The organism is Rhodospirillaceae bacterium, from assembly GCA_040219235.1.
In the GTDB taxonomy this organism is placed as follows: domain Bacteria; phylum Pseudomonadota; class Alphaproteobacteria; order Rhodospirillales; family Rhodospirillaceae; genus WLXB01.
In genome coordinates, this window is sequence record JAVJSV010000012.1 from 377,625 (window position 1) to 396,605 (window position 18,981).

At 52.9% G+C, this 18,981-nt stretch carries 18 protein-coding genes and 1 tRNA gene; 8 read left to right on the top strand and 11 right to left on the bottom strand.

Features of this window, described 5'->3' with window-relative positions:
* Positions 1-5: 5 nt before the first annotated feature.
* Together dapE and dapD are read right to left on the bottom strand one after the other, a co-directional pair.
* Complete coding sequence (gene dapE, locus RIC29_11995; protein ID MEQ8735638.1) at positions 6-1,184, bottom strand: succinyl-diaminopimelate desuccinylase; 1,179 nt, start codon at positions 1,182-1,184, stop codon at positions 6-8.
* Positions 1,181-2,023, bottom strand: a complete 843-nt coding sequence (dapD, locus tag RIC29_12000; GenBank protein MEQ8735639.1) for a 2,3,4,5-tetrahydropyridine-2,6-dicarboxylate N-succinyltransferase — start codon at positions 2,021-2,023, stop codon at positions 1,181-1,183. Before dapD ends, dapE begins: the two co-directional genes overlap by 4 nt.
* 255 nt (positions 2,024-2,278) lie before the next feature.
* Between dapD and RIC29_12005 the strand changes: the two genes are divergently transcribed.
* Positions 2,279-3,985, top strand: coding sequence for a diguanylate cyclase (locus tag RIC29_12005; GenBank protein ID MEQ8735640.1), 1,707 nt, complete (start codon positions 2,279-2,281; stop codon positions 3,983-3,985).
* Positions 3,982-5,298 carry a DUF2336 domain-containing protein gene (locus tag RIC29_12010; protein MEQ8735641.1) on the top strand — a complete coding sequence of 439 codons (1,317 nt, stop codon included), beginning with the start codon at positions 3,982-3,984 and terminating at the stop codon, positions 5,296-5,298. Before RIC29_12005 ends, RIC29_12010 begins: the two co-directional genes overlap by 4 nt.
* 5 nt (positions 5,299-5,303) lie before the next feature.
* Here the strand turns inward: RIC29_12010 and RIC29_12015 are convergent, their stop codons facing one another.
* The 7 genes from RIC29_12015 to rpmH are packed head-to-tail and all read right to left on the bottom strand — an operon-like array spanning position 5,304 to position 10,164.
* Positions 5,304-5,993, bottom strand: a complete 690-nt coding sequence (locus tag RIC29_12015; protein ID MEQ8735642.1) for a pyrimidine 5'-nucleotidase — start codon at positions 5,991-5,993, stop codon at positions 5,304-5,306.
* A 7-nt stretch (positions 5,994-6,000) separates the two neighbouring features.
* On the bottom strand, positions 6,001-6,897 hold the full coding sequence (gene argB / locus RIC29_12020) for an acetylglutamate kinase (GenBank protein ID MEQ8735643.1): 897 nt from the start codon (positions 6,895-6,897) through the stop codon (positions 6,001-6,003).
* 39 nt (positions 6,898-6,936) lie between these two features.
* On the bottom strand, positions 6,937-7,608 hold the full coding sequence (gene yihA, locus RIC29_12025) for a ribosome biogenesis GTP-binding protein YihA/YsxC (GenBank protein ID MEQ8735644.1): 672 nt from the start codon (positions 7,606-7,608) through the stop codon (positions 6,937-6,939).
* 18 nt (positions 7,609-7,626) lie between these two features.
* A complete protein-coding gene (gene yidC / locus RIC29_12030; GenBank protein MEQ8735645.1) occupies positions 7,627-9,348 on the bottom strand; it encodes a membrane protein insertase YidC in 1,722 nt (573 codons plus the stop codon).
* Complete coding sequence (gene yidD / locus RIC29_12035) at positions 9,345-9,638, bottom strand: membrane protein insertion efficiency factor YidD (protein MEQ8735646.1); 294 nt, start codon at positions 9,636-9,638, stop codon at positions 9,345-9,347. Before yidD ends, yidC begins: the two co-directional genes overlap by 4 nt.
* Before the next feature lie 2 nt (positions 9,639-9,640).
* Positions 9,641-10,000: a ribonuclease P protein component gene (gene rnpA, locus RIC29_12040; protein ID MEQ8735647.1), complete on the bottom strand. Its 360-nt coding sequence runs from the start codon at positions 9,998-10,000 to the stop codon at positions 9,641-9,643.
* Positions 10,001-10,029: 29 nt separating this feature from the next.
* Positions 10,030-10,164, bottom strand: coding sequence for a 50S ribosomal protein L34 (gene rpmH, locus RIC29_12045; GenBank protein ID MEQ8735648.1), 135 nt, complete (start codon positions 10,162-10,164; stop codon positions 10,030-10,032).
* A 315-nt stretch (positions 10,165-10,479) separates the two neighbouring features.
* On the opposite strand from rpmH, the gene RIC29_12050 reads away from it, so the two are divergent.
* From RIC29_12050 to panC, 5 genes are all read left to right on the top strand, one after another.
* A complete protein-coding gene (locus tag RIC29_12050; protein MEQ8735649.1) occupies positions 10,480-11,247 on the top strand; it encodes a TVP38/TMEM64 family protein in 768 nt (255 codons plus the stop codon).
* Complete coding sequence (locus RIC29_12055; GenBank protein MEQ8735650.1) at positions 11,244-12,671, top strand: FAD-dependent oxidoreductase; 1,428 nt, start codon at positions 11,244-11,246, stop codon at positions 12,669-12,671. The genes RIC29_12050 and RIC29_12055 overlap by 4 nt, the downstream gene beginning before the upstream one ends.
* Before the next feature lie 3 nt (positions 12,672-12,674).
* A complete protein-coding gene (locus RIC29_12060) occupies positions 12,675-14,078 on the top strand; it encodes a HAMP domain-containing sensor histidine kinase (protein MEQ8735651.1) in 1,404 nt (467 codons plus the stop codon).
* Positions 14,079-14,216: 138 nt separating this feature from the next.
* Positions 14,217-15,047: a 3-methyl-2-oxobutanoate hydroxymethyltransferase gene (gene panB, locus RIC29_12065; protein MEQ8735652.1), complete on the top strand. Its 831-nt coding sequence runs from the start codon at positions 14,217-14,219 to the stop codon at positions 15,045-15,047.
* Between the two features lie 7 nt (positions 15,048-15,054).
* Positions 15,055-15,912: a pantoate--beta-alanine ligase gene (gene panC, locus RIC29_12070; GenBank protein MEQ8735653.1), complete on the top strand. Its 858-nt coding sequence runs from the start codon at positions 15,055-15,057 to the stop codon at positions 15,910-15,912.
* A 48-nt stretch (positions 15,913-15,960) separates the two neighbouring features.
* Here panC and RIC29_12075 read toward each other — a convergent pair whose 3' ends face one another.
* Positions 15,961-17,046: a hypothetical protein gene (locus RIC29_12075; GenBank protein MEQ8735654.1), complete on the bottom strand. Its 1,086-nt coding sequence runs from the start codon at positions 17,044-17,046 to the stop codon at positions 15,961-15,963.
* 331 nt (positions 17,047-17,377) lie between these two features.
* Here RIC29_12075 and RIC29_12080 point away from each other — a divergent pair.
* Positions 17,378-17,454, top strand: a tRNA-Arg gene (locus RIC29_12080).
* Between the two features lie 259 nt (positions 17,455-17,713).
* Here the strand turns inward: RIC29_12080 and RIC29_12085 are convergent.
* Positions 17,714-18,979 carry a hypothetical protein gene (locus RIC29_12085; protein ID MEQ8735655.1) on the bottom strand — a complete coding sequence of 422 codons (1,266 nt, stop codon included), beginning with the start codon at positions 18,977-18,979 and terminating at the stop codon, positions 17,714-17,716.
* Positions 18,980-18,981 lie beyond the last annotated feature (2 nt).

Genomic DNA, 18,981 nt, shown 5'->3' on the forward strand with positions numbered 1-18,981 from the left:
CGTGATCATGATGAAAAGAAGCTCTGAAGAATACGTTTGTAGATTTCTGTCAGATCGTTCAAGTCGTTCAACGCCACCCGCTCATCAGACTTATGCATGGTCAGGCCAACAAGGCCAAACTCGCAGACAGGACATGCAGCGCGAATAAACCGTGCATCAGATGTGCCGCCGCTGGTCGAGAGTTCAGGTGTTTTTTGTGTTACGGCCTTTACGGCCTCCGCAATCAATGTGCTGAGTGCGCCCGGTGGTGTGACGAAAGACTCGCCGCTGATTTGAATGTCCAGGTCATACACTGCGCCGTTGCTTACGGCATCCAAAGTCGTGCGAAGCCATTCGGAGAGGCTTGCGCCGGTATGACTGTCGTTAAACCGAATATTGAATGCCAATCGCGCATTTGCCGGGATGACGTTGGTTGCGTCATTGCCAACATCGATCGACGTTAGGGTCAAGGTTGAGGGTTGGAATGTTTCTGTTCCCTCGTCCAGCGGTTGGGCTGTCAACGCGTTGGCATATCTCAACAGCGCCGTGATGGGGTTGTCTGCCAAATGTGGGTAGGCAGCGTGACCCTGTGTGCCGAAGGCGGTCAGCTTTCCATTCAGGCTGCCGCGCCGCCCGATCTTGATCATTTCACCGAGATGGGTGGGGTTTGTTGGCTCACCCACCAGGCAGGCATCCAGAACTTCACCACGCGCCTTTAACCAGTCCAACACCTTCTTGGTACCGTTGATGGCGGGGCCTTCCTCATCACCGGTGACAAGGAAACTGATGGAGCCAGGCGGCTGGTCGTTTTCATCGAGATAGCGTGTTGTCGCTGCTACGAAGCTGGCAATGGCCCCTTTCATGTCAGCCGCACCGCGCCCGTATAGATGCTCGTTTATCACATCCCCTGCAAAAGGGTCTGTGGTCCATCCATTGCCGACGGGCACCACATCTGTATGTCCGGCAAAGCAAAAGTTTGGAGCTGCCGTGCCGAGACGTGCATACAAATTATCGACGGGCGCTGTGCCGTTTTCTTCAAAAGGCAAGCGATGACACGTAAAGCCCAATGCTTTAAGCGCTGCTTCGAGCACATCTAATGCTCCAGCGTCCTCAGGCGTGACGCTGGCGCAGCGAATCAGCGCTTGGGCCAGGGGCAGTGGCTCTTTAAGGGTGACGCGCTCGAAGTGCGCCGGGACATCAGTCATTCGCGTAATAACTCATTGATAGAAACTTTGGAGCGCGTTTTCGCATCGACGCGTTTGACGATCACGGCGCAATATAGACTCGGGCCTGGTGACCCATCTGGCAGAGGCTTGCCGGGCAGGGCGCCGGGCACAACCACAGAATAAGCTGGCACGCGGCCCATAAATATCTCGCCGGTGTTGCGGTCGATAATTTTCGTTGACGAGCCAATGAATACGCCCATGGACAGAACGGCCCCTTCTTCCACCACGACTCCTTCAACCACTTCAGAGCGAGCGCCGATAAAGCAATTGTCTTCAATGATGACCGGGCTGGCTTGTAAGGGTTCAAGGACACCCCCAATTCCAGCGCCACCTGATAAGTGGACATTTTTGCCAATCTGCGCGCAGCTTCCCACAGTGGCCCAGGTGTCGACCATAGTACCTTCGCCGACATAAGCGCCTAAATTTACAAAACTAGGCATAAGAACCACACCGGGGGCGATGTAAGCCGAATGTCGCACAACCGCGCTCGGGACAGCGCGAAAACCGGCTTTAGAGAATTCAGCTTCGGTCCAGTCCTTAAATTTCGAAGGGACTTTATCCCACCACATGCCATCATCTGGTCCGCCATTTTGCAGCCGCATGGCGTTCAAACTAAAGGAGAGCAGAACTGCCTTTTTGCACCATTCGTTGACGATCCATTTCCCGCCACTCTTTTCGGCAACCCGCACAGCGCCACTGTCCAGGAGGCTTAGGGTTTCGACGACGGCCTCTCTTTGGTCGCCGGTGGTCGTGGTGGAAATGCTCTCGCGGGCATCCCAGGCGCTTTCAACGCGGTCTTGTAAGGCTTTGATGTTCATAGTTTTTATTGCTCCCATGGGCGGTGGCGCTGATCGCTGAAACGCACGTCACAAAGTTGGCAGACCATAGCCACAGCCCCGATCAAGTCAACGGCCTCCATCGCGTCTTATTTGAGTCATACGGTGATCATTGCGCGAAATGATTGCGGGGGAAAACCGTTTCACAAATTGCGCCAGTCTCGGTATAAAAAGATCATATTTTTCAAACTGTTGCACGATTAGAATGATTGGCTCGGTTTGAAACGGGGGGCAGTGATGGGTAAGACGGTCGATACAGATGCCACAGACCCTGGCGGGGGATATGTTCTGGCGAGTGCTAGTTTTGACCTCTATCAAGAACCACTCTTCCAGCTTTCCGGGGCTGGTTCTTTGTCAGCCCTTAATCCGCCGGCCGAAGTTTTTCTGGCGGCCATTGATGAGCAGACGAAGGACCTCATTTCTCAAAGCGCAGCGCCAGCGATCAATGGGCGTCCTCTGGTCGAGCAAATCGAGATTGCTGGAGCGAACGGACCGCAAACGCTTCACCTCACAGTTATGCCTTTAGAGGGGGGGGGTGCGTCTATTTTGATGCGGGATGCTACTTTAGAAACATCACTGCGTTTGGCCCTAGTTGATTCTCGCCAGCGCTACAAAGATTTCGTCGATATATCTACAGATTTTGCCTGGGAAACCAATACAGATCATCGGTTTGCGTTTGTCTCGCCGCGCGGTGGCCTTGGATACGCAGCGTCTGATTTGCTTGAGATTGACCCAGAAAAACTGGCGATGGAGTTTTCCAGCGGTGGCCACTCTCCATTCTTTACGCACCGGCGGTTGGAAAATAATGAGGTGTGGCTGAAGCGAGCTGATGGTCGGTCGGCTTGTGTGGTGATTTCCGCAATGCCGTTGGAAACGGCTGATGGCACGTGGCGTGGTGCGCGCGGTGTCTGCCGCGACGTAACAGAATCACGCGAAAGAGAAGCAACGTTAGCCCGTGTCCGAAATCGCGAGCGGGTGTTGACGCGCATCGTTCGATCATTCCGCGATGAGGTGAATCCTGAGAACATGCTTGCGTCAGCGGCGGAGACTCTTGCGCGGGGTCTGGGCGCGGAGTGCTGTCAGATTTTTCGCCTAACGTCTCAGGACCCATCTGATGACGGCGGTTATACATTTAAGAACTTCACAGTGGCCGGAACCTATGGTCACGTCGAAGGGGATTCTCATCGGCCGATATTGGACTCCCTCGCTGCCGGAGCAGGTGCTGCTGAAATAAGTAAAGAAAACTGGCAAATACTGGCAGCGCCTGCCCGCTATCAAGGGGTTCTAAATGGTGCCGTAATACTCTGGCGACGGGTCGAGCGCGGCCCGTGGAACGATGATGACCGCTTGCTGATTGGCGATATTGCCAATCAGATTGGCATTACAATTGAGCAACTGGTTCATCATGAGCGTATCCTCAAGATTTCTCGAACCGATGCGATGACGGGCCTTTTGAATCGCGGTGCATTTTTAGAAGCATTGACGCGACAATTACACCGTCTGGGCCGTGCGCCAGATGATGCGGCCTTGATGTATGTTGACCTTGATAACTTCAAGGCCGTGAATGACACCAAAGGCCATCAGGCAGGCGATGAAGCTCTAATGAAATTGCGTGATATTCTGGTAACTCAAACGCGACCAACAGATTTAGTGTGTAGACTTGGGGGGGACGAGTTTGCAGTCTTCCTGAATGGCGCGAACAGAGAGATCGCTGAAAACCGCGCCAGAAAATTTCTAGAGGTCGCGCAGGAACTTCGGGAGTATTCTGCGTCACCAGATAAACCCCTTGGTATGTCTATTGGGATTGCAGTTCTGGTGCGCAATCACCCTGAACCCTTAGATGAGTTACTGGCGCGCGCGGACAGTGCCATGTATGACGCTAAAAAATCAGGCAAGGGGCAATTTTCCATTGCAGCGCCTCCGAAAGAAGCGTCAGCATCATGACCATGGCGAAGGACCAACTGGTGCGCTTGCTGGGCAGTCATGACCATGCTCTGAACTATGAGCAAGCAAGAGATCTACTCGATCATCCAGACAGTGACGTGCGCTTAGCGCTCGCCAACCGGTCGGACCTTGAACCTGAAATTTTATACTTTCTGGCCCGCGACCCAGATATGATTGTGCGGCGCGCGGTTACTGTTAATCCGAATACGCCAGAAAAAGCACACCTGCTCTTGGCCGAGGATTCAGCCAGTGAAGTCCGTAGTGATCTGGCAGATCGTCTCGGTCAGCTTTTACCCAATCTGACTGAAGATGAAAAAGACAAAGCATGGCGCACAACTCATCAGGCGTTAACGCTGCTGGCTCGCGATCAGTTGCCTTTAGTGCGGAGGATGTTGTCCGAAACACTTAAGCTGCTACCTACCGCGCCGCATGACATCATTCTGACTTTAGCCCATGATAAAGATAGTGATGTTGCCGCACCCGTCCTGCAGTTCTCGCCGGTGCTCACTGATGAGGACCTGTTGTCGGTTATAGCCAGCAGTCCTTTAAGTGCGTCTCTGAGCGCAATTTCTAAACGCTATGGAGTCAGCTTTGCTGTCTCGGATGCTATCTATCACACTGGAGACACCAGTGCGGTCACGGCTCTGCTTGGCAATGAAAGTGCTCAGATTCGCGAGGAAACTCTGGATGCGATTGTCTCTGCAGCACCGGGCCATACATCGTGGCATGAACCTCTGGTGCGCCGACGAGATATTGCCCCAGAGACAGCGTTGCATATAGCTGGGTTTGTTGCGGACTCGCTTATTGAAAGCCTCGCCGCGCGTGATGATTTTCCGAAAGAGACGATCAGCCACCTAAAAGATATTGTGCGCAATAAATTGCGTGACGATCAAAAGAACGAACGTTTGCTGCCGCCCAACCCAAGCGAGGGCATGGGAGATAATGAGTCTTTAGCTTTGGCCGAGCAGCAAGTGGAAACTCTTGCTGGCCAAGGTCAACTGACAGCCGAGCAAGTGCTATCTGCTTTAGATGACGAGAATATATCTTTTGCGATTGTCGCAGTTGCGCAACTGGCGGGTATATCTATGCAGGCTGTCACGGCGGCTGTAAATTCAAACAGTGCCAAAGCGATACAAGCCTTGAGTTGGAAAGCTGGTTTTAGCGCGCAAGATGCGGTGCATCTTCAGATGGCCTTGGGCCGCGTGCCACCCAATGAGATTATTACCCCGCGGTCCGACGGAAGTTATGATGCCACGACGTCAGAGATGATGTGGCAGGTTGAGCTCTTCATGGAAGAGGCGCGCGACGGCTAAGTCTATTAACTTACTTCCGTCGCATACCGCAGCCATGCGGTAAGATCTTCCGTCACGTAATGGCAGTGCTCGTCTGGGCTTATCGATGCAGCATTGCTCTCGTGCTGTACCAAGACAGTCACCATACCCAGCTCGGCAGCAGGCTTTAGATTTTTTACTGAATCCTCAAACATAATAGCTGTGCTGGGTTCAAAAACATGACTGGTCAAGAACCTCTGATAGGAGTCTGGATCGGGCTTGGGAATAAAATTTCCTGCTTGTATGTCAAAAATAGCTTCGAAACAGTCTTTAATGCCCAACGCAGTCAGGACGCCAATGGCATGCTGTTTTGATCCATTCGTATGGATCAGTCTGCGTCCGGGTAGGGCGTCGATGATGTCTTTCAGGTGGGGGTCAGGGTGCAAAACAGAATGGTCTATGTCGTGGACATAATCCATGAAGGCAATGGGGTCGACCTGATGGTGAATCATCAGTCCGCGCATGGTGGTGCCATACTCATGGTAGTACTGTTTCTGAATTGTAAAGGCGGCGTCCGCATCAATATCAAGCAGTGTTGAAATAAAGGCTTTCATCCGAGCGTCAATTTGAGGAAACAAATTGGCTGAAGCCGGGTAGAGGGTGTTGTCTAAATCGAACACCCAGGTGTCGATATGCGACAGGTCGAGATGTGACAGGTCAGATTTTGAAACCATCATGCAGGGTCTAGCGAATTAATGTGCCGACGCCGTGCGGCGTGAACAATTCTAGTAACACCGAGTGGGCCACACGCCCGTCCAATATCACAGCAGCATCGACACCCTGTTCAACAGCCTTCAAGCAGGTTTCAACCTTGGGGATCATTCCACCAGAGATGGTGCCGGCCTGGATAAGTGTGCGTGCGCGCTCGACTGTGATCTCGGGCATCAACTGCTTGGTGTCACTTAAGACACCCGGAACATCTGTCAGCATCAGCAGGCGGGCCGCGCCGAGCGCGGCTGCAATCGCGCCAGCCGAGGTGTCGGCGTTGATGTTATAGGTCTCGCCATTGCTGCCGACGCCGATGGGCGCAATCACAGGAATAATATCGGATTCTTCAAAGGTCTGCAGAATGTGGGGGTTTATCTCGTCCGGTTCTCCAACAAAACCTAGGTCTAAAATCTTCTCGATGTTCGAGCCTGGATCTTTCTTAGACCGACGCAGCTTACGCGCTTTAATGAGGTTGCCGTCTTTACCAGACAACCCAACGGCAAACCCGCCGGCCCCATTGATGGCCGTCACGATTTGTTTGTTGATAGAACCGCACAGCACCATTTCTACGATATCGACTGTGGCAGCATCGGTCACCCTTAGCCCATCGACAAAGGTGCTTTGAATCTTAAGCCGCTCCAGCATTTCGCCAATTTGCGGTCCGCCGCCATGCACAATCACGGGGTTCAGGCCCACTTGTTTCAGCAGGACAATATCACGAGCGAAGTCTGCAGCGAGCGAATCGTCTCCCATGGCATGGCCACCGTATTTGACCACCACTGTTTCTCCGGCGAATTCCCGCATATACGGCAGGGCATCGGCAAGGATTCCGGCTTTTTCTAACCATTCGGCGTGATTGTCTTGTGTTGACATGAATCCTCTGAGGGCGCTGTTTGATCTATATTATTAGGTTTATGAGCTTGCGATGGGCAGAGCCAATTGTGACAGGCTGGCCCGAAGTTCTGCAAGACCTGTTCCAGTGTGAGAGCTTGTGACCGCAATTTCTGGGAAGGCGGCTGCATGCGTTGCCGCCTCTGCGGTGACAGCCGCAACGGTGCGTTCCAAAGCGTCCGGCTTCACTTTATCAGACTTTGTCATCACGATCTGATAGTTGACTGCCGCTTCATCCAAGTCCTTCATGACTTCGCGGTCATTGGTTTTGAGGCCATGGCGGCTATCCACCAGCATACACACGCGACGGAGTTGCTGCCGTCCCATCAGGTAAGTTTTAACCAGTCTGGTCCAGGCATCCACTTCGCTTTTGGGCGCACGCGCGTAGCCATATCCAGGCAGGTCAGCGAGCAATAGCCGGTCACCAATGCTGAAAAAGTTCAGTTGTTGAGTGCGCCCTGGTGTGACGGAGATCCGCGCCAATGTCTTGCGACCGGTCAGGCTGTTAACCAGGCTCGATTTTCCAACATTTGAGCGACCGGCAAACGCAATTTCCGGCAAGTCGCTGTCGGGCACTTGAGTCAAAGCCGCCGCCCCCAGGATGAACGTGCAGTCTCCCGCAAACAGTTTGCGTCCTTCTTCACGAAAGCGCGCTTCATCCGCCGCAAAGTCCGGGGTTGCGATTTCAGGCATGCAGCCGCTCCAATTGTGTCAGGCTTTTACGCCAGCCTGGCGCATGATGATCCACTGCTGAAGAATACCCAGCGCATTGCTCCACGCCCAGTAAATCACCAGACCAGCGGGGAACGTCGCCAGCAGGAATGTGAAAATGAACGGCAAAAAGCTCATAATTTTTGCCTGCATGGGGTCTGTCGGAGCTGGATTTAGCCTCTGTTGTAGATACATCGTAATCCCCATGATGATGGGCCAAGCGCCAATCATCAGGAAAGATGGGAGGTCAATCGGGATTAATCCAAACAGGTTGAAGATACTTGTCGGATCAGGAGCCGATAGATCGTTGATCCAACCGTAAAACGGTTCATGACGCATTTCGATGGTGACAAACAGTACCTTGTAAAGCGCAAAGAAAATTGGAATTTGAACAAGAATGGGCAAACACCCGGCCGCCGGGTTTGCTTTCTCGCGCTTGTAAAGCTCCATCAATTCCTGGTTCATGCGGGTGCGGTCGTCAGCATAGCGCTCTTGCAGTTTTTTCATCTCTGGCTGCAGCTTCTTCAGCTTTGTCATCGCGCGGAACTGTTTGTCGGCGAGGGGATACAAAAGCAGGCGCAGGCCGATGGTCAGACCGAGAATGGCTAGTCCAAAATTACCAAGAACCCCCTTCAGCCATATCAAGGAGTAGAAGAACGGTTTGGTCAGGAAGTAGAACCAACCAAAATCAATGGCCAAATCAAACCGATCTATGCCCAAATCTTCCGCATAACCGTCAAGCAGTTGAACTTCTTTGGCGCCTGCAAAAAGATAAGTTTTGGTGCTGGCGGTTGTCCCTGGAACTACGACAAGTGCATCTTTCGCCCTGAAGTCGGTTTGGTAACGGTCACGCCCGTCCGGAGAACTGTAGCGAAAAGCTGCTTCGATGGCTTGGTCTTGATCATGGGCAAGGGCGGTAAGCCAATATTTGTCGGTGAAGCCGATCCAACCCCCATTTGAACTGATTGTTTCCAGAGGGGTTTCTTGCAGGTCGTCGTAGTCGAGTTCTTTCAATGTTTCATCAAAAACACCTAAGGGTCCTTCGTGTAGAATGAAGAAGCCTTGAATGTCTGGCGTATTGGTGCGAGCGACGAGACCATAGGGAAATAATGAAACGGCCGCCGAAGTTGTATTTTCGACTTCGTCATAGACTGTGAACATATAGTTCCGGTCCAGTGTGATCGTCCGGCGAAAGGTTAGGCCAGCGCCGTTGTTCCAGGTCAGAATTAGAGGTCGATCAGTTGTTAACTCTGGGGTCTCAATGCCTGTCGTCCAATTTGTGTCAGCCCCTGGTAAAGCGAGTGAGCTATCCGCACTGAGCCAGCCAATCTCAGCGTAGTAAGGCGACGGCGCGCCGGCCGGTGACAACAGTTTAATTTCCGGACTCGTTGGATCGGTGGTTTCACGATACTTCACCAAGGTCAGGTCATCGAAGCGCAGGCCGCTCAGTGGCACGGATCCATGCAGGCTTTCTGTATTAATGCGGGCCCGCGCAGTGGCTTTAATCGCCGAGTCCCGATCAACGGCTGTGACCATGCCCGGCGCGGAGCCGAGACCTTGGGCGAGTGGCAGTGCAGCGTCAGATCCTCCAGAGGCGGTGGCCTGAGCCGTCTCGGCCACATTTTCCGGAGGCAGGGGGTCAGTTGAAAAGAAGTAATCCCAGCCAAACAAGATGGCCATGGAAATCACGATCGCTAGAAACATATTGCGTTGGTCGGTCATGACTCCGCTTTCGCTCTGGTGAGAGAAGAGGGTTGATCTTGCGGCGCGGCATGCGCGCGCGCGCAGGAGGGAAGTGGGCAAGGGATAGGGTCGTGGCCACCCTCTGCCCACGGATGGCAGCGAGCGAGACGTTTTATGCCAAGCCAGGCACCGTGCAAGGCACCGTGCTGCTCAATGGCCTGGCTCATATAATCTGAACAGGTTGGATGATATCGGCATCGTGGCCCGAGCAGGGGAGAGATGATCGCTTGATAGGCTGCAATAAGTGTTTTCAGGAGCTGTTGTGCCATCGTCATCTGCGTTTGCTCTTCGAGTCGAGGACTTTGGTTACAGCATGTCGCAGATCGTTCTCTAGGACGTCAAAAGGCATCGTTGCCGTATCTCGTCGCCCAATAATGACATAGTCAGTCCCTGGTTTTCCTAGCTCAGGAAGCACAGTCGCTGCGGCTGCCCGCAAGCGCCGTTTGGTTTTGTTGCGCTCAACCGCACCACCAACCTTACGGCTGGCTGTGAAACCAACGCGCATATCGGCACCAGCGTCGGGATGAGGACAGGCTTGCAAAACGAAACCTGTCGCAACCCGCTTTTTTCGGGCGGCAGCGACTCGTAGAAAATCTTCCCGGCGCTTCAGGCGGCCCAGGGGATGTCCCATGGTCCGGTTCCTCCGCTAGGACTCAGGGATCAGGCAGAAAGGCGCTTACGGCCTTTGGCACGGCGGCTCGCAAGGACCTTACGGCCACCTTTGGTAGCCATGCGAGCGCGGAACCCGTGGCGACGCTTGCGTACCAGTCTGCTCGGTTGAAACGTCTGTTTCACGAGGGTGTCTCCGCTTTAGAACTAAAAAAAGATAACAACCATCCGAAAATGGCAGGTTTCGGCCAAAGCCGGAGGGGTGTATAGCCGTGGTGCGGCGGGGTGTCAATGAGTCCTTGGTCATCCAGAAGGATACAGAACTGATAAAAACCTTATTGGTTTCAGCTGGTTCTGTCCTTCTGCTCACGTAAACCTGAATGGTCAGGCTGAGCCATGAGTGCTATGCGAGTAGCAACATAGTCAGTTTTTGCCTGATTCGCCTGCATTTCTGGCACTTTGTGCCCAAGAAGCTAGATAAAATAAGGTCACAGAGACATTATGACAGACGCCTCTCCCGCCGGGGACCAGCCTTCAGAGTCTAAGCCAGTTCGGAATCCAATCATTAAGCGCTTGGTCGTTTTGGCGGTTTTTTCGGGATTGATCGCGGTTGTGTTGTCTACGGGTGTGCAAGACATGCTGTCTTTGGAGGGGCTGCGTCAGAATCGAGAAACGCTTCTTCAATTTGTCGCAGAGAATTATCTGGGGGCTGTCGCTGTCTTTATCGCTGTTTATATCCTGGCCGTGACGTTTTCCATTCCTGGCGCTGTCTGGCTTTCCATTTCTGGTGGGTTCGTTTTTTCTGCCGGTCCAGCGACTGTTTACATTGTGCTTGCGGCAACGATCGGTGCAACTCTGGTTTTTCTCCTGGCGCGCTATGTTATCGGCGATACGCTGCGCAGTAAGGCTGGGGGAGCCATTGAGCGCATGAGGTCTGGATTTCAAGAAGACGCGTTTAGTTACATGCTGGTGCTTCGTCTGGTGCCGCTGTTTCCGTTTTTCATTGTGAACTTAGTGCCTGCTTTTTTAAGTGTGCCGGTGCGGGTGTATGTGGCCGGCACGGCTCTTGGTATTATTCCCGGCGCCTTTGTGTATGCGCTGGTTGGGGATGGATTGGGTGCGGTTTTTGATGCTGGCGGCGATGTTGATCCCGGTGCTGTTTTGCTCCGTCCTGAGGTTGTTGGCTCCTTGCTTGGGTTGGCTGTCCTGGCTCTTATCCCAGTGATCTACAAGCGCGTCCGGAGTAAAACGCCGGAGGAAGGCCAATGACGAACCCCCTGAAGCCTGACTTGTGCATAATCGGCGCGGGATCCGGAGGTTTGTCTGTTGCGGCTGGCGCCGTGCAGATGGGGGCCTCAGTGGTATTGATTGAAAAGGGTAAGATGGGCGGTGACTGCCTCAATTATGGCTGCGTGCCCTCCAAGGCCTTACTGGCCGCGGGCCATGCTGCTCAGGCGCATCGGTCATCCGGCCCCTTCGGGATTGCTGAACACGCGCCTGAGATCAACTATGAAGCTGTCCATACCCATGTGCATGATGTGATTGGGGGGATTGCGCCCCACGACTCGGTGGAGCGTTTTGAGGGTTTAGGCGTCAATGTCATTCAAGGTGTGGCAAAGTTCACATCACCAAAAGAAGTTGAGGTGAATGGCCAGGTCGTTCGTGCGCGCCGGTTTGTGGTGGCAACTGGGTCATCGGCTTTTGTGCCCCCAATCGATGGCCTGGATACAACACCCTATCTCACCAACGAGACTATTTTTGATCTTACGACGGCACCTGAGCATCTCATCATCATAGGTGGTGGCCCTATCGGGTGTGAAATGGCGCAGGCGCATCGTCTGCTTGGCTGCAAAGTCACGGTAATTGAAGCGACCAAAATCCTACCTAAAGACGATCCGGACCTGGCGGATGTCGTGCGAGCCACGCTGCGTGGAGAAAAGATAGACCTCGTTGAAGGCGCAACGGTAACACGCACTGCCAAATCAGACGACGGTGTATCTGTCACCTTTGAGCGCAACGGAAAACCTGAAACGGTCTCTGGCTCTCACCTGCTGATTGCGGTGGGTCGAAAGGCCGCCATAGATAGTTTAAATCTCGAGGCGGCAGGCGTTGAGACAACCAAGTCCGGCATTGACGTCGATGATGGCCTGCGTACATCCAACCGCAAGATCTATGCCATCGGAGATTGCACCGGCGGGCTGCAGTTTACACATGTCGCGGGCTATCATGCCGGTATTGTGATTCGCAGTGCATTGTTCCGGTTGCCTGCTAAAGCAGATCATGCGGCCGTGCCATGGGTGACCTATACCGATCCTGAACTGGCGCAGGTCGGTTTGACCGAAGCGCAGGCGCGTGAAGAGCATGGTGATGGTATTCGTGTTCTCACATGGCCCTACCAGGAAAATGATCGCGCCCGGGCAGAACTTAAAACCAACGGGCTGATCAAAGCTGTGATTGCAAAGAATGGGCGCATCCTGGGCTGTGGCATTGCTGGAGCCCAAGCGGGAGATCTGATTCAGGTGTGGGTGCTGGCTTTGTCACAAGGCATGAAAATTGGCGCAATGGCGGGGATGATTGCCCCTTATCCAACGCTTGGTGAACTCTCCAAGCGGGTGGCTGGTGCGTATTATACACCGTCGCTGTACAGCACAAAAACACGCTGGGTGGTCAAGTTTTTGTCATTGTTTGGATGAGCGATGGCTGCCTCTCAGCATCACGCCACACCTCAACTGCCAGAACGGACGACGGGTTTGTTTTTTGGACTGTCAGCCAGACTTCTCTGGTTGACCATCGCCTTTGTGATGCTCTGTGAAGTTTTTATTTTTGCACCGTCGATTGCACGATTCCGTGTCCAATATCTCGAGACCAAGTTGGACGCAGCCCATCTCACCTTAACAGCTCTTGAGGCGGCAGAGATGGTTGATCCTGAACTGCAACGCCGCTTGCTCAACCAAGCCGGTGTTCTGGGTATGACGGTTATTCGCCCTGGCATGCCTGCCCGTACGCTCGGGCCAGATATGCCTGCTCGAATTCCGTTGTTGTTTGATATTCGCGACGCCTCATTTGTCACACTGATCACAGATGCGATGAGTTGTCTCATTCAGTCCAAAGATATGGTCATCGGCGCTACCGGTTGGTCGCCGTCAGATCCGTCTGTCTTGGTGGAAGTCATCTTGCCTGAGAAGCCGTTGCGGCAGGCATTGATCAACTACGGCGTTAGAATTTTTTTACTCAGCCTTCTCATATCAATGGTAACGGCTGCTTTGGTGTTTCTCAGTATTCAGTGGCTGGCTGTGCGACCAATAAAACGCCTTACTGCAAACATGGTTGCGTTCCAAAAGGCACCGCAAGACCTAACAAAAATTATGCGACCTGGGGACCGTACGGATGAAGTGGGGATTGCTGAGCGTGCCCTTACGGAGATGCAAGGCCAGCTTCGCACGGCACTAGCGCAACAAGAGCGGTTGGCAGATGTCGGGACGGCCGTGACCAAGGTATCTCATGATCTAAAAAACATTTTGGCGACAGCTATGTTGGAATCAGATCGCCTTGAAAAATCGCAAGATCCGGAAGTGAGACGCATTACGTCTGGATTGGTGAAAGCCATTGATCGCGCCATTCGCCTGTGCACCAAAACACTCAGGTTTGCCAAAGAAGGTCCGCCCCGTGTTGATCGCTCAGAGATCCATTTGCAGCCTTATCTCGCCGAAATTAAATCAGCACTTGAGCCTGTTTTGGACGGTTGCGATGTCATTTTTACCTCCAATGACATCAATACAATCAACGCAGACCCCGATTTACTGCGGCGTGCCGTCGAAAATCTAGTTCGAAATGCGGCAGAGTCAGGGGCAACTCAAATCTCAGTTGATGTTAAGACCTCTGCTGGCGATGTGGTGTTCACGGTTTCTGACAACGGTCCTGGTTTGCCAGCCAAGGCGTGCGAAAATTTATTTGTGCCATTTTCGGGCTCCGCTAAGTCTGGTGGCTCAGGGTTGGGCTTGCCCATTTCCCGTGAAGCGATTCGCGCACAAGGAGGGGATTTGGTGTTACGCGAATCGTCGTCTGACGGTGCTGTCTTTGAGATTCGCCTTCCGGCATAAGGGTCGGCATAAGGCTCGGCATAAGGGCCAGTCATTATTGCGATGGCTCATGATTATGCAGGCCCTACCACGCAAACCGTGAATAGGGTAAACCCCGCTGCCAGAGATAAGCGCTAGCGCAAACCCGGAGTGTGATCCATGAGTACAACCTCTCCAGCACTACAAAAACGCACCACAGTGCGTGAATTGTCCGCCCGCAAAGGCGAAGAGCCGATCGTTTGTATAACGGCTTACTCAGCGCCGATGGCAGTATTAATGGACGCCCATGTTGATGTGCTTCTGGTTGGCGATTCAATTGGTATGGTTTTGTATGGCTTGCCGTCCACGTTGCAAGTCACGCTTGATATGATGGCCAATCACGGGGCAGCGGTCGTGCGCGGCTCGCGCTCTTCAGCGGTGATCGTTGATCTTCCTTTCGGTTCTTATCAAAGCTCACCGGAAGCTGCGTTTGATGCAGCGGCATATATCATGGCTGAAACTGGCTGTGCTGGCGTTAAGTTGGAGGGTGGGTTGGTGATGGCGGAGACCATCTCCTTTTTGGTTGATCGCGGTATCCCGGTTATGGGGCATGTGGGAATGACACCGCAGTCCGTAAATGTGTTTGGTGGTTATAAGGCTCAAGGTCGCACAGATGAAGCTGCAGCTGCTGTCATGGCCGATGCAAAAGCTGTGGCAGAAGCTGGGGCCTTTGCCATGGTGATCGAAAGTACGGTCGAGCCCGTGGCCCGCGCTATCACAGAGGCTGTCGCCATACCGACCATTGGTATTGGGGCGTCGCCAGCCTGTGATGGGCAGATTATCGTTGCAGAAGATGTGCTTGGTATCTTTCAGGATTTCACTCCCAAGTTCGTCAAGCGCTATGCGGATATCGGATCTGAGATATCCCAAGCCGTTGGTCGTTATGCTGACGATGTGCGCAGCCGCAAATTTCCGGCTGCCGAGCATTGCTACGGTGTTAAGAAGAAGTAACGCGATTATGTCTGATTCTGAAACGTCGCTGACCATTGTTCGTGATGTCGATAGCTTGCGCCGCCGCGTAAAAGCCTGGCGCGCGGCCCAGCATTCAGTCGCGTTGGTGCCGACTATGGGGGCCTTGCATGCGGGCCATTTGGCCCTTGTTGAGCGTGCGAAAGCGCTCGCCGACGAGGTGGTCGTGTCTATCTTTGTCAATCCAACGCAATTTGGACCAGATGAAGACCTGGCGGCCTATCCGCGCCGCGAGGCTGAAGATTGGGGTTTATTAAACGCTGCTGGGGTAAGTCTTTTGTACATGCCCGATACGGTCGTCATGTATCCCGAGCATTTTCAAACCGAAGTCCGCGTTGTTAACGTCAGCCAGGGACTTTGCGGTGACCATCGGCCCGGTCATTTTGATGGCGTTGCCACGGTTGTCGCCAAGCTATTGCTACAGGCTCTGCCTGACTATGCCGTGTTTGGGGAAAAAGATTTTCAGCAACTTGCTGTCATACGGCGGGTGGTGACGGATTTGGATATTCCTGTTGATATCGTTGGGTTGCCGACGATCCGCGCAGAAGATGGTCTCGCACTGTCATCGCGCAACGCCTATCTGACTGAGGCTGAGCGTGCTCAAGCCCCAGCTTTGCATCGTGAATTAACGGCTGCGGCGACTGATATCGCTGCAGGGGCGGATGTTCAAGCCAGGTGCGTTGCTGCGGTTACAGCTTTGCTCGATGCTGGCTTTTCATCGGTTGATTATATTGAAGCTCGTGAAGCAGAGACACTCGCGCCGCTCTTAAGCGTTGGCCCCGCAGGGCGCGTATTAGGCGCAGCATACCTGGGAAAAGCACGTCTGATCGACAACGTGCCTATCTAAGTTGATACGGTTGTTCTGCCGTAAAGCTCTAAAAAAAGAGGTGGGTGCTCAGCGGACGTAAATGTGGACTTCCGAAGACTGCGCCGCTGGGCTTGCCATAGCAGACAGCATCACCCGGTCAGACGGCAGTCCCATACCAGCTAAGGATCCCATGACCTTTTCCGCATTGCTGCGTGCGGACCCGGAAGACAGGCTTTGGGTGCCGGATCCTGGGCTGACGGCCACCAAATCAAACACCGCATCGGGGCGACGTTCGAGCGCGCGACTGACGGCTTGGTACAGAGCCGGCTCGTAAGCTACGTCTTGGCGGTCAAAGCGAATCACAACCAGTGGCCGCCGCTGCGAAAAATCACCCGGCGTGGCCGACGCCATTTGCATGCCAGAAGACGATGCGCGTTGCGAGCCGTACAATTGACCCGAGTTGATGTCTCCGGCCAGTGCCATAAGGTTTTCACGCTCAGTGGCGACAAACTTCTGCTGACGACCAATGTCGGTCTTCAGTTCTGTTAATAAACGCTCGATGGTGACGGTGGTTTGGTTGACCTCATCCTCCAGGCCGCGCAGGCGGCGATGATCATCATCGACCGCTCCCGTCAGGCTGTAGGCGGCGCGGACACTATCTAACAAGTAAGACGACATGGCGGAGTCTGCCGCTACCTGGGCCGCAAGCTGGTTCATGCTGGCGATGTCGCCTTCAATACGATTCAACTGCTCTTGCGAGGAACGCCACTGGCTCATCAATTGCGGGTTGCCCGGTGTCGTACCCACTTGCAGGCGGCTTTTTATGTTGCCGACCATGCCGTGGTAGGTTGAAGCGTTGCCAACGGTTTGTGACCGAATCGCTTCAAGCTGATTGTTGCGCACCGAGAGAGTGCTGCGCAATTGGTTCAGCTCTGAATTAAACTGACTGACCTTCTGATTAACAAAAGTGCCAGTGTCCATCGTGGACATGCCGAATTGCCCAACCTGGCCGCTTGAGGCAACAGGTGCTGGGCGAAATTCGCCAGAGCTCGCGACTGGTGCAGCGTTTGGTGGCTCTTCCCCAAAGGGAAATAAGGCATCAGTGGCGAAAGAACACCCGCCCAAGTTCAACAGCGCGCTCATTGAAATAATATGACGTGCGGACAGCCCCATTACATTCATCCTTTGTCTGTCCCCTGTCTCACTGTAACTAGACCAGACTATTTGCCGTATTGGTCGATTATTGCAACAGCGAAAAGAGCGCTCGCCGATTTTAAGCGATTGCCCTCAACGCATTGAGGCAGAACCAGAATTCGGTTTTTCCCCTGCCAGATAGGAGTGTACGCAAAGTGCGGCAAGGGAACAAGCCGGATTTGGTTGCCTTTTCAAACTGGTTAATTTCTCAAAAAAGTCGTGTCTAGGCGCTAGATATGGAAATTATCCGCAATTTCCCTGGACAGAGCGGGGTCGGTTGAGTAGGACATCCGCTCCCGTCAGCGATGGGGCGCCCGTAGCTCAACTGGATAGAGCACCTGACTACGGATCAGGAGGTTAGGAGTTCGAATCTTCTCGGGCGCGCCAATTCGCTTAAAATTATCAAATGGTTACGTAATTGCCCCCATTCGACATCGATGCGGGTTTTTCTTTGGGTACCAAATGGGTACCACGAACCGTATGCGACCGTCTACGCCGGTCTTCCAAAACGGGAATCGGACCAAGTCGAGCTTGGACACCCCCCCACACGCTCTCACCGTCTGCATCTGGCGGCTCGAGATAAAAACTGCCCGTCAGTTTGATTACATACATACCAGTGCGCTGGGCCCTAAAGACTCAACTGAGATTATTTAAACGCTTCATCTATTACTGGGCTACAGGCTGTCCATATATCTACAATGAGGTCTATACACTTGTTGGAACGAGTAACGTTGACCTTGTCGTATGGGGCTAGTGCACCAATTTGGACTTGGTAGTTACTCTCTCGTTTCTCGGTAAGCGCTCCAAAAGCCGCATCTAACCACCACGGTTGATACTTTACGGGTATCTTCTTTTTATCGGCCTTAAGATTTACTTTGATCGCCGTTCTCAAGTCGAATTGGATCGCAGCATCAATTGTAGGTGGTGATCTTTGAGATTTATAATGCCGTTGCTGGCCATTGAACCAAGGCTGAATATTTTCGTCCCAGGTACTCATGCTTTCCATATTTGCGACGACACGTGCTAGCAGGTGTTCGAATCCATCTTTATTCAGGCTACACAAATTCCTTCGAATATTGGGAGCTACGCTATTTGGAATAGTGAACATCACGGATAATGTGTCCGCGTGTAATCCTAGTGTTAGATGCGGGGATTTGGTGAATGCCTTCCTGGACGCGGGTGAATTAAAACTCAAATAATCCCAAACACGTTGTTCGTTTGTACCTGTAATTGCTGTTCTGCCGGGTGCATTGGAATCGACGTTAAGGTTTTGTGTTAAAGCTTTGCTGGCGCGAAGCTCGGCCATTATCAGTTTTAATAATCTTTTGCCTTCGCCATAGGAGTATTGCTGATCGGCACTAAACGGTATGCCTGTAAACTCGGTAAGTGTCGATTGCTTCAATTGCCCGCCCTCACTCATTTTTACCTCGGCTACTTCAAAATACGAGGCGACCTGGCTAGCCCAATAACTTTTCTGCGAACTTGCTTTGAGCCACGCGTATATCTGTTTCCACGACAGAATTTTATCTAGTTCAATTGTGTTCTTGGGGTCAGTGAAGCCTGTTATGCCCACCAGAAATATTTGAGTAAATCCGCAGCGTGCCGCTGTCGCCCGATGCCTCTGGAGTTGGGATCGAGAGAAATCTGACTCAACCTTGCTCTCGATTAAAATGCACCAATCGTCTTCTGAATATATCCATCCATCCGGTAATCCGCGCTTTTCGTTTTCACTAGGCTCGAGTTGGCCAGGAACTGATTGCTCTGTGATTTGCAATGATCGTTTAGGCGCAACTTTTCCTGTTACGAGTTGAACAAAGCGAATGAGAAGTGCTTTGTCTTCTTTAAGCGCGGTGAGTAGCGCGTGACTTAGGCGGTTCTCAGGCTGTTGGTACTGATCAAAAATATTTCTCATCA

What these genes read in the sequence shown, in the direction of transcription:
- yihA (MEQ8735644.1), bottom strand. Translation starts at nt 7,608, where the DNA reads ATGCCTGAAATCGCAACCCCGGACTTTGCGGCGGATGAAGCGCGCTTT.
- rnpA (MEQ8735647.1), bottom strand. Translation starts at nt 10,000, where the DNA reads ATGGGACATCCCCTGGGCCGCCTGAAGCGCCGGGAAGATTTTCTACGA.
- RIC29_12010 (MEQ8735641.1), top strand. Translation starts at nt 3,982, where the DNA reads ATGACCATGGCGAAGGACCAACTGGTGCGCTTGCTGGGCAGTCATGAC.
- RIC29_12060 (MEQ8735651.1), top strand. Translation starts at nt 12,675, where the DNA reads ATGGCTGCCTCTCAGCATCACGCCACACCTCAACTGCCAGAACGGACG.
- dapE (MEQ8735638.1), bottom strand. Translation starts at nt 1,184, where the DNA reads ATGACTGATGTCCCGGCGCACTTCGAGCGCGTCACCCTTAAAGAGCCA.
- RIC29_12075 (MEQ8735654.1), bottom strand. Translation starts at nt 17,046, where the DNA reads ATGGGGCTGTCCGCACGTCATATTATTTCAATGAGCGCGCTGTTGAAC.
- RIC29_12085 (MEQ8735655.1), bottom strand. Translation starts at nt 18,979, where the DNA reads ATGAGAAATATTTTTGATCAGTACCAACAGCCTGAGAACCGCCTAAGT.
- RIC29_12005 (MEQ8735640.1), top strand. Translation starts at nt 2,279, where the DNA reads ATGGGTAAGACGGTCGATACAGATGCCACAGACCCTGGCGGGGGATAT.
- dapD (MEQ8735639.1), bottom strand. Translation starts at nt 2,023, where the DNA reads ATGAACATCAAAGCCTTACAAGACCGCGTTGAAAGCGCCTGGGATGCC.
- yidC (MEQ8735645.1), bottom strand. Translation starts at nt 9,348, where the DNA reads ATGACCGACCAACGCAATATGTTTCTAGCGATCGTGATTTCCATGGCC.
- panB (MEQ8735652.1), top strand. Translation starts at nt 14,217, where the DNA reads ATGAGTACAACCTCTCCAGCACTACAAAAACGCACCACAGTGCGTGAA.
- panC (MEQ8735653.1), top strand. Translation starts at nt 15,055, where the DNA reads ATGTCTGATTCTGAAACGTCGCTGACCATTGTTCGTGATGTCGATAGC.
- RIC29_12055 (MEQ8735650.1), top strand. Translation starts at nt 11,244, where the DNA reads ATGACGAACCCCCTGAAGCCTGACTTGTGCATAATCGGCGCGGGATCC.
- RIC29_12050 (MEQ8735649.1), top strand. Translation starts at nt 10,480, where the DNA reads ATGACAGACGCCTCTCCCGCCGGGGACCAGCCTTCAGAGTCTAAGCCA.
- RIC29_12015 (MEQ8735642.1), bottom strand. Translation starts at nt 5,993, where the DNA reads ATGATGGTTTCAAAATCTGACCTGTCACATCTCGACCTGTCGCATATC.
- argB (MEQ8735643.1), bottom strand. Translation starts at nt 6,897, where the DNA reads ATGTCAACACAAGACAATCACGCCGAATGGTTAGAAAAAGCCGGAATC.
- yidD (MEQ8735646.1), bottom strand. Translation starts at nt 9,638, where the DNA reads ATGGCACAACAGCTCCTGAAAACACTTATTGCAGCCTATCAAGCGATC.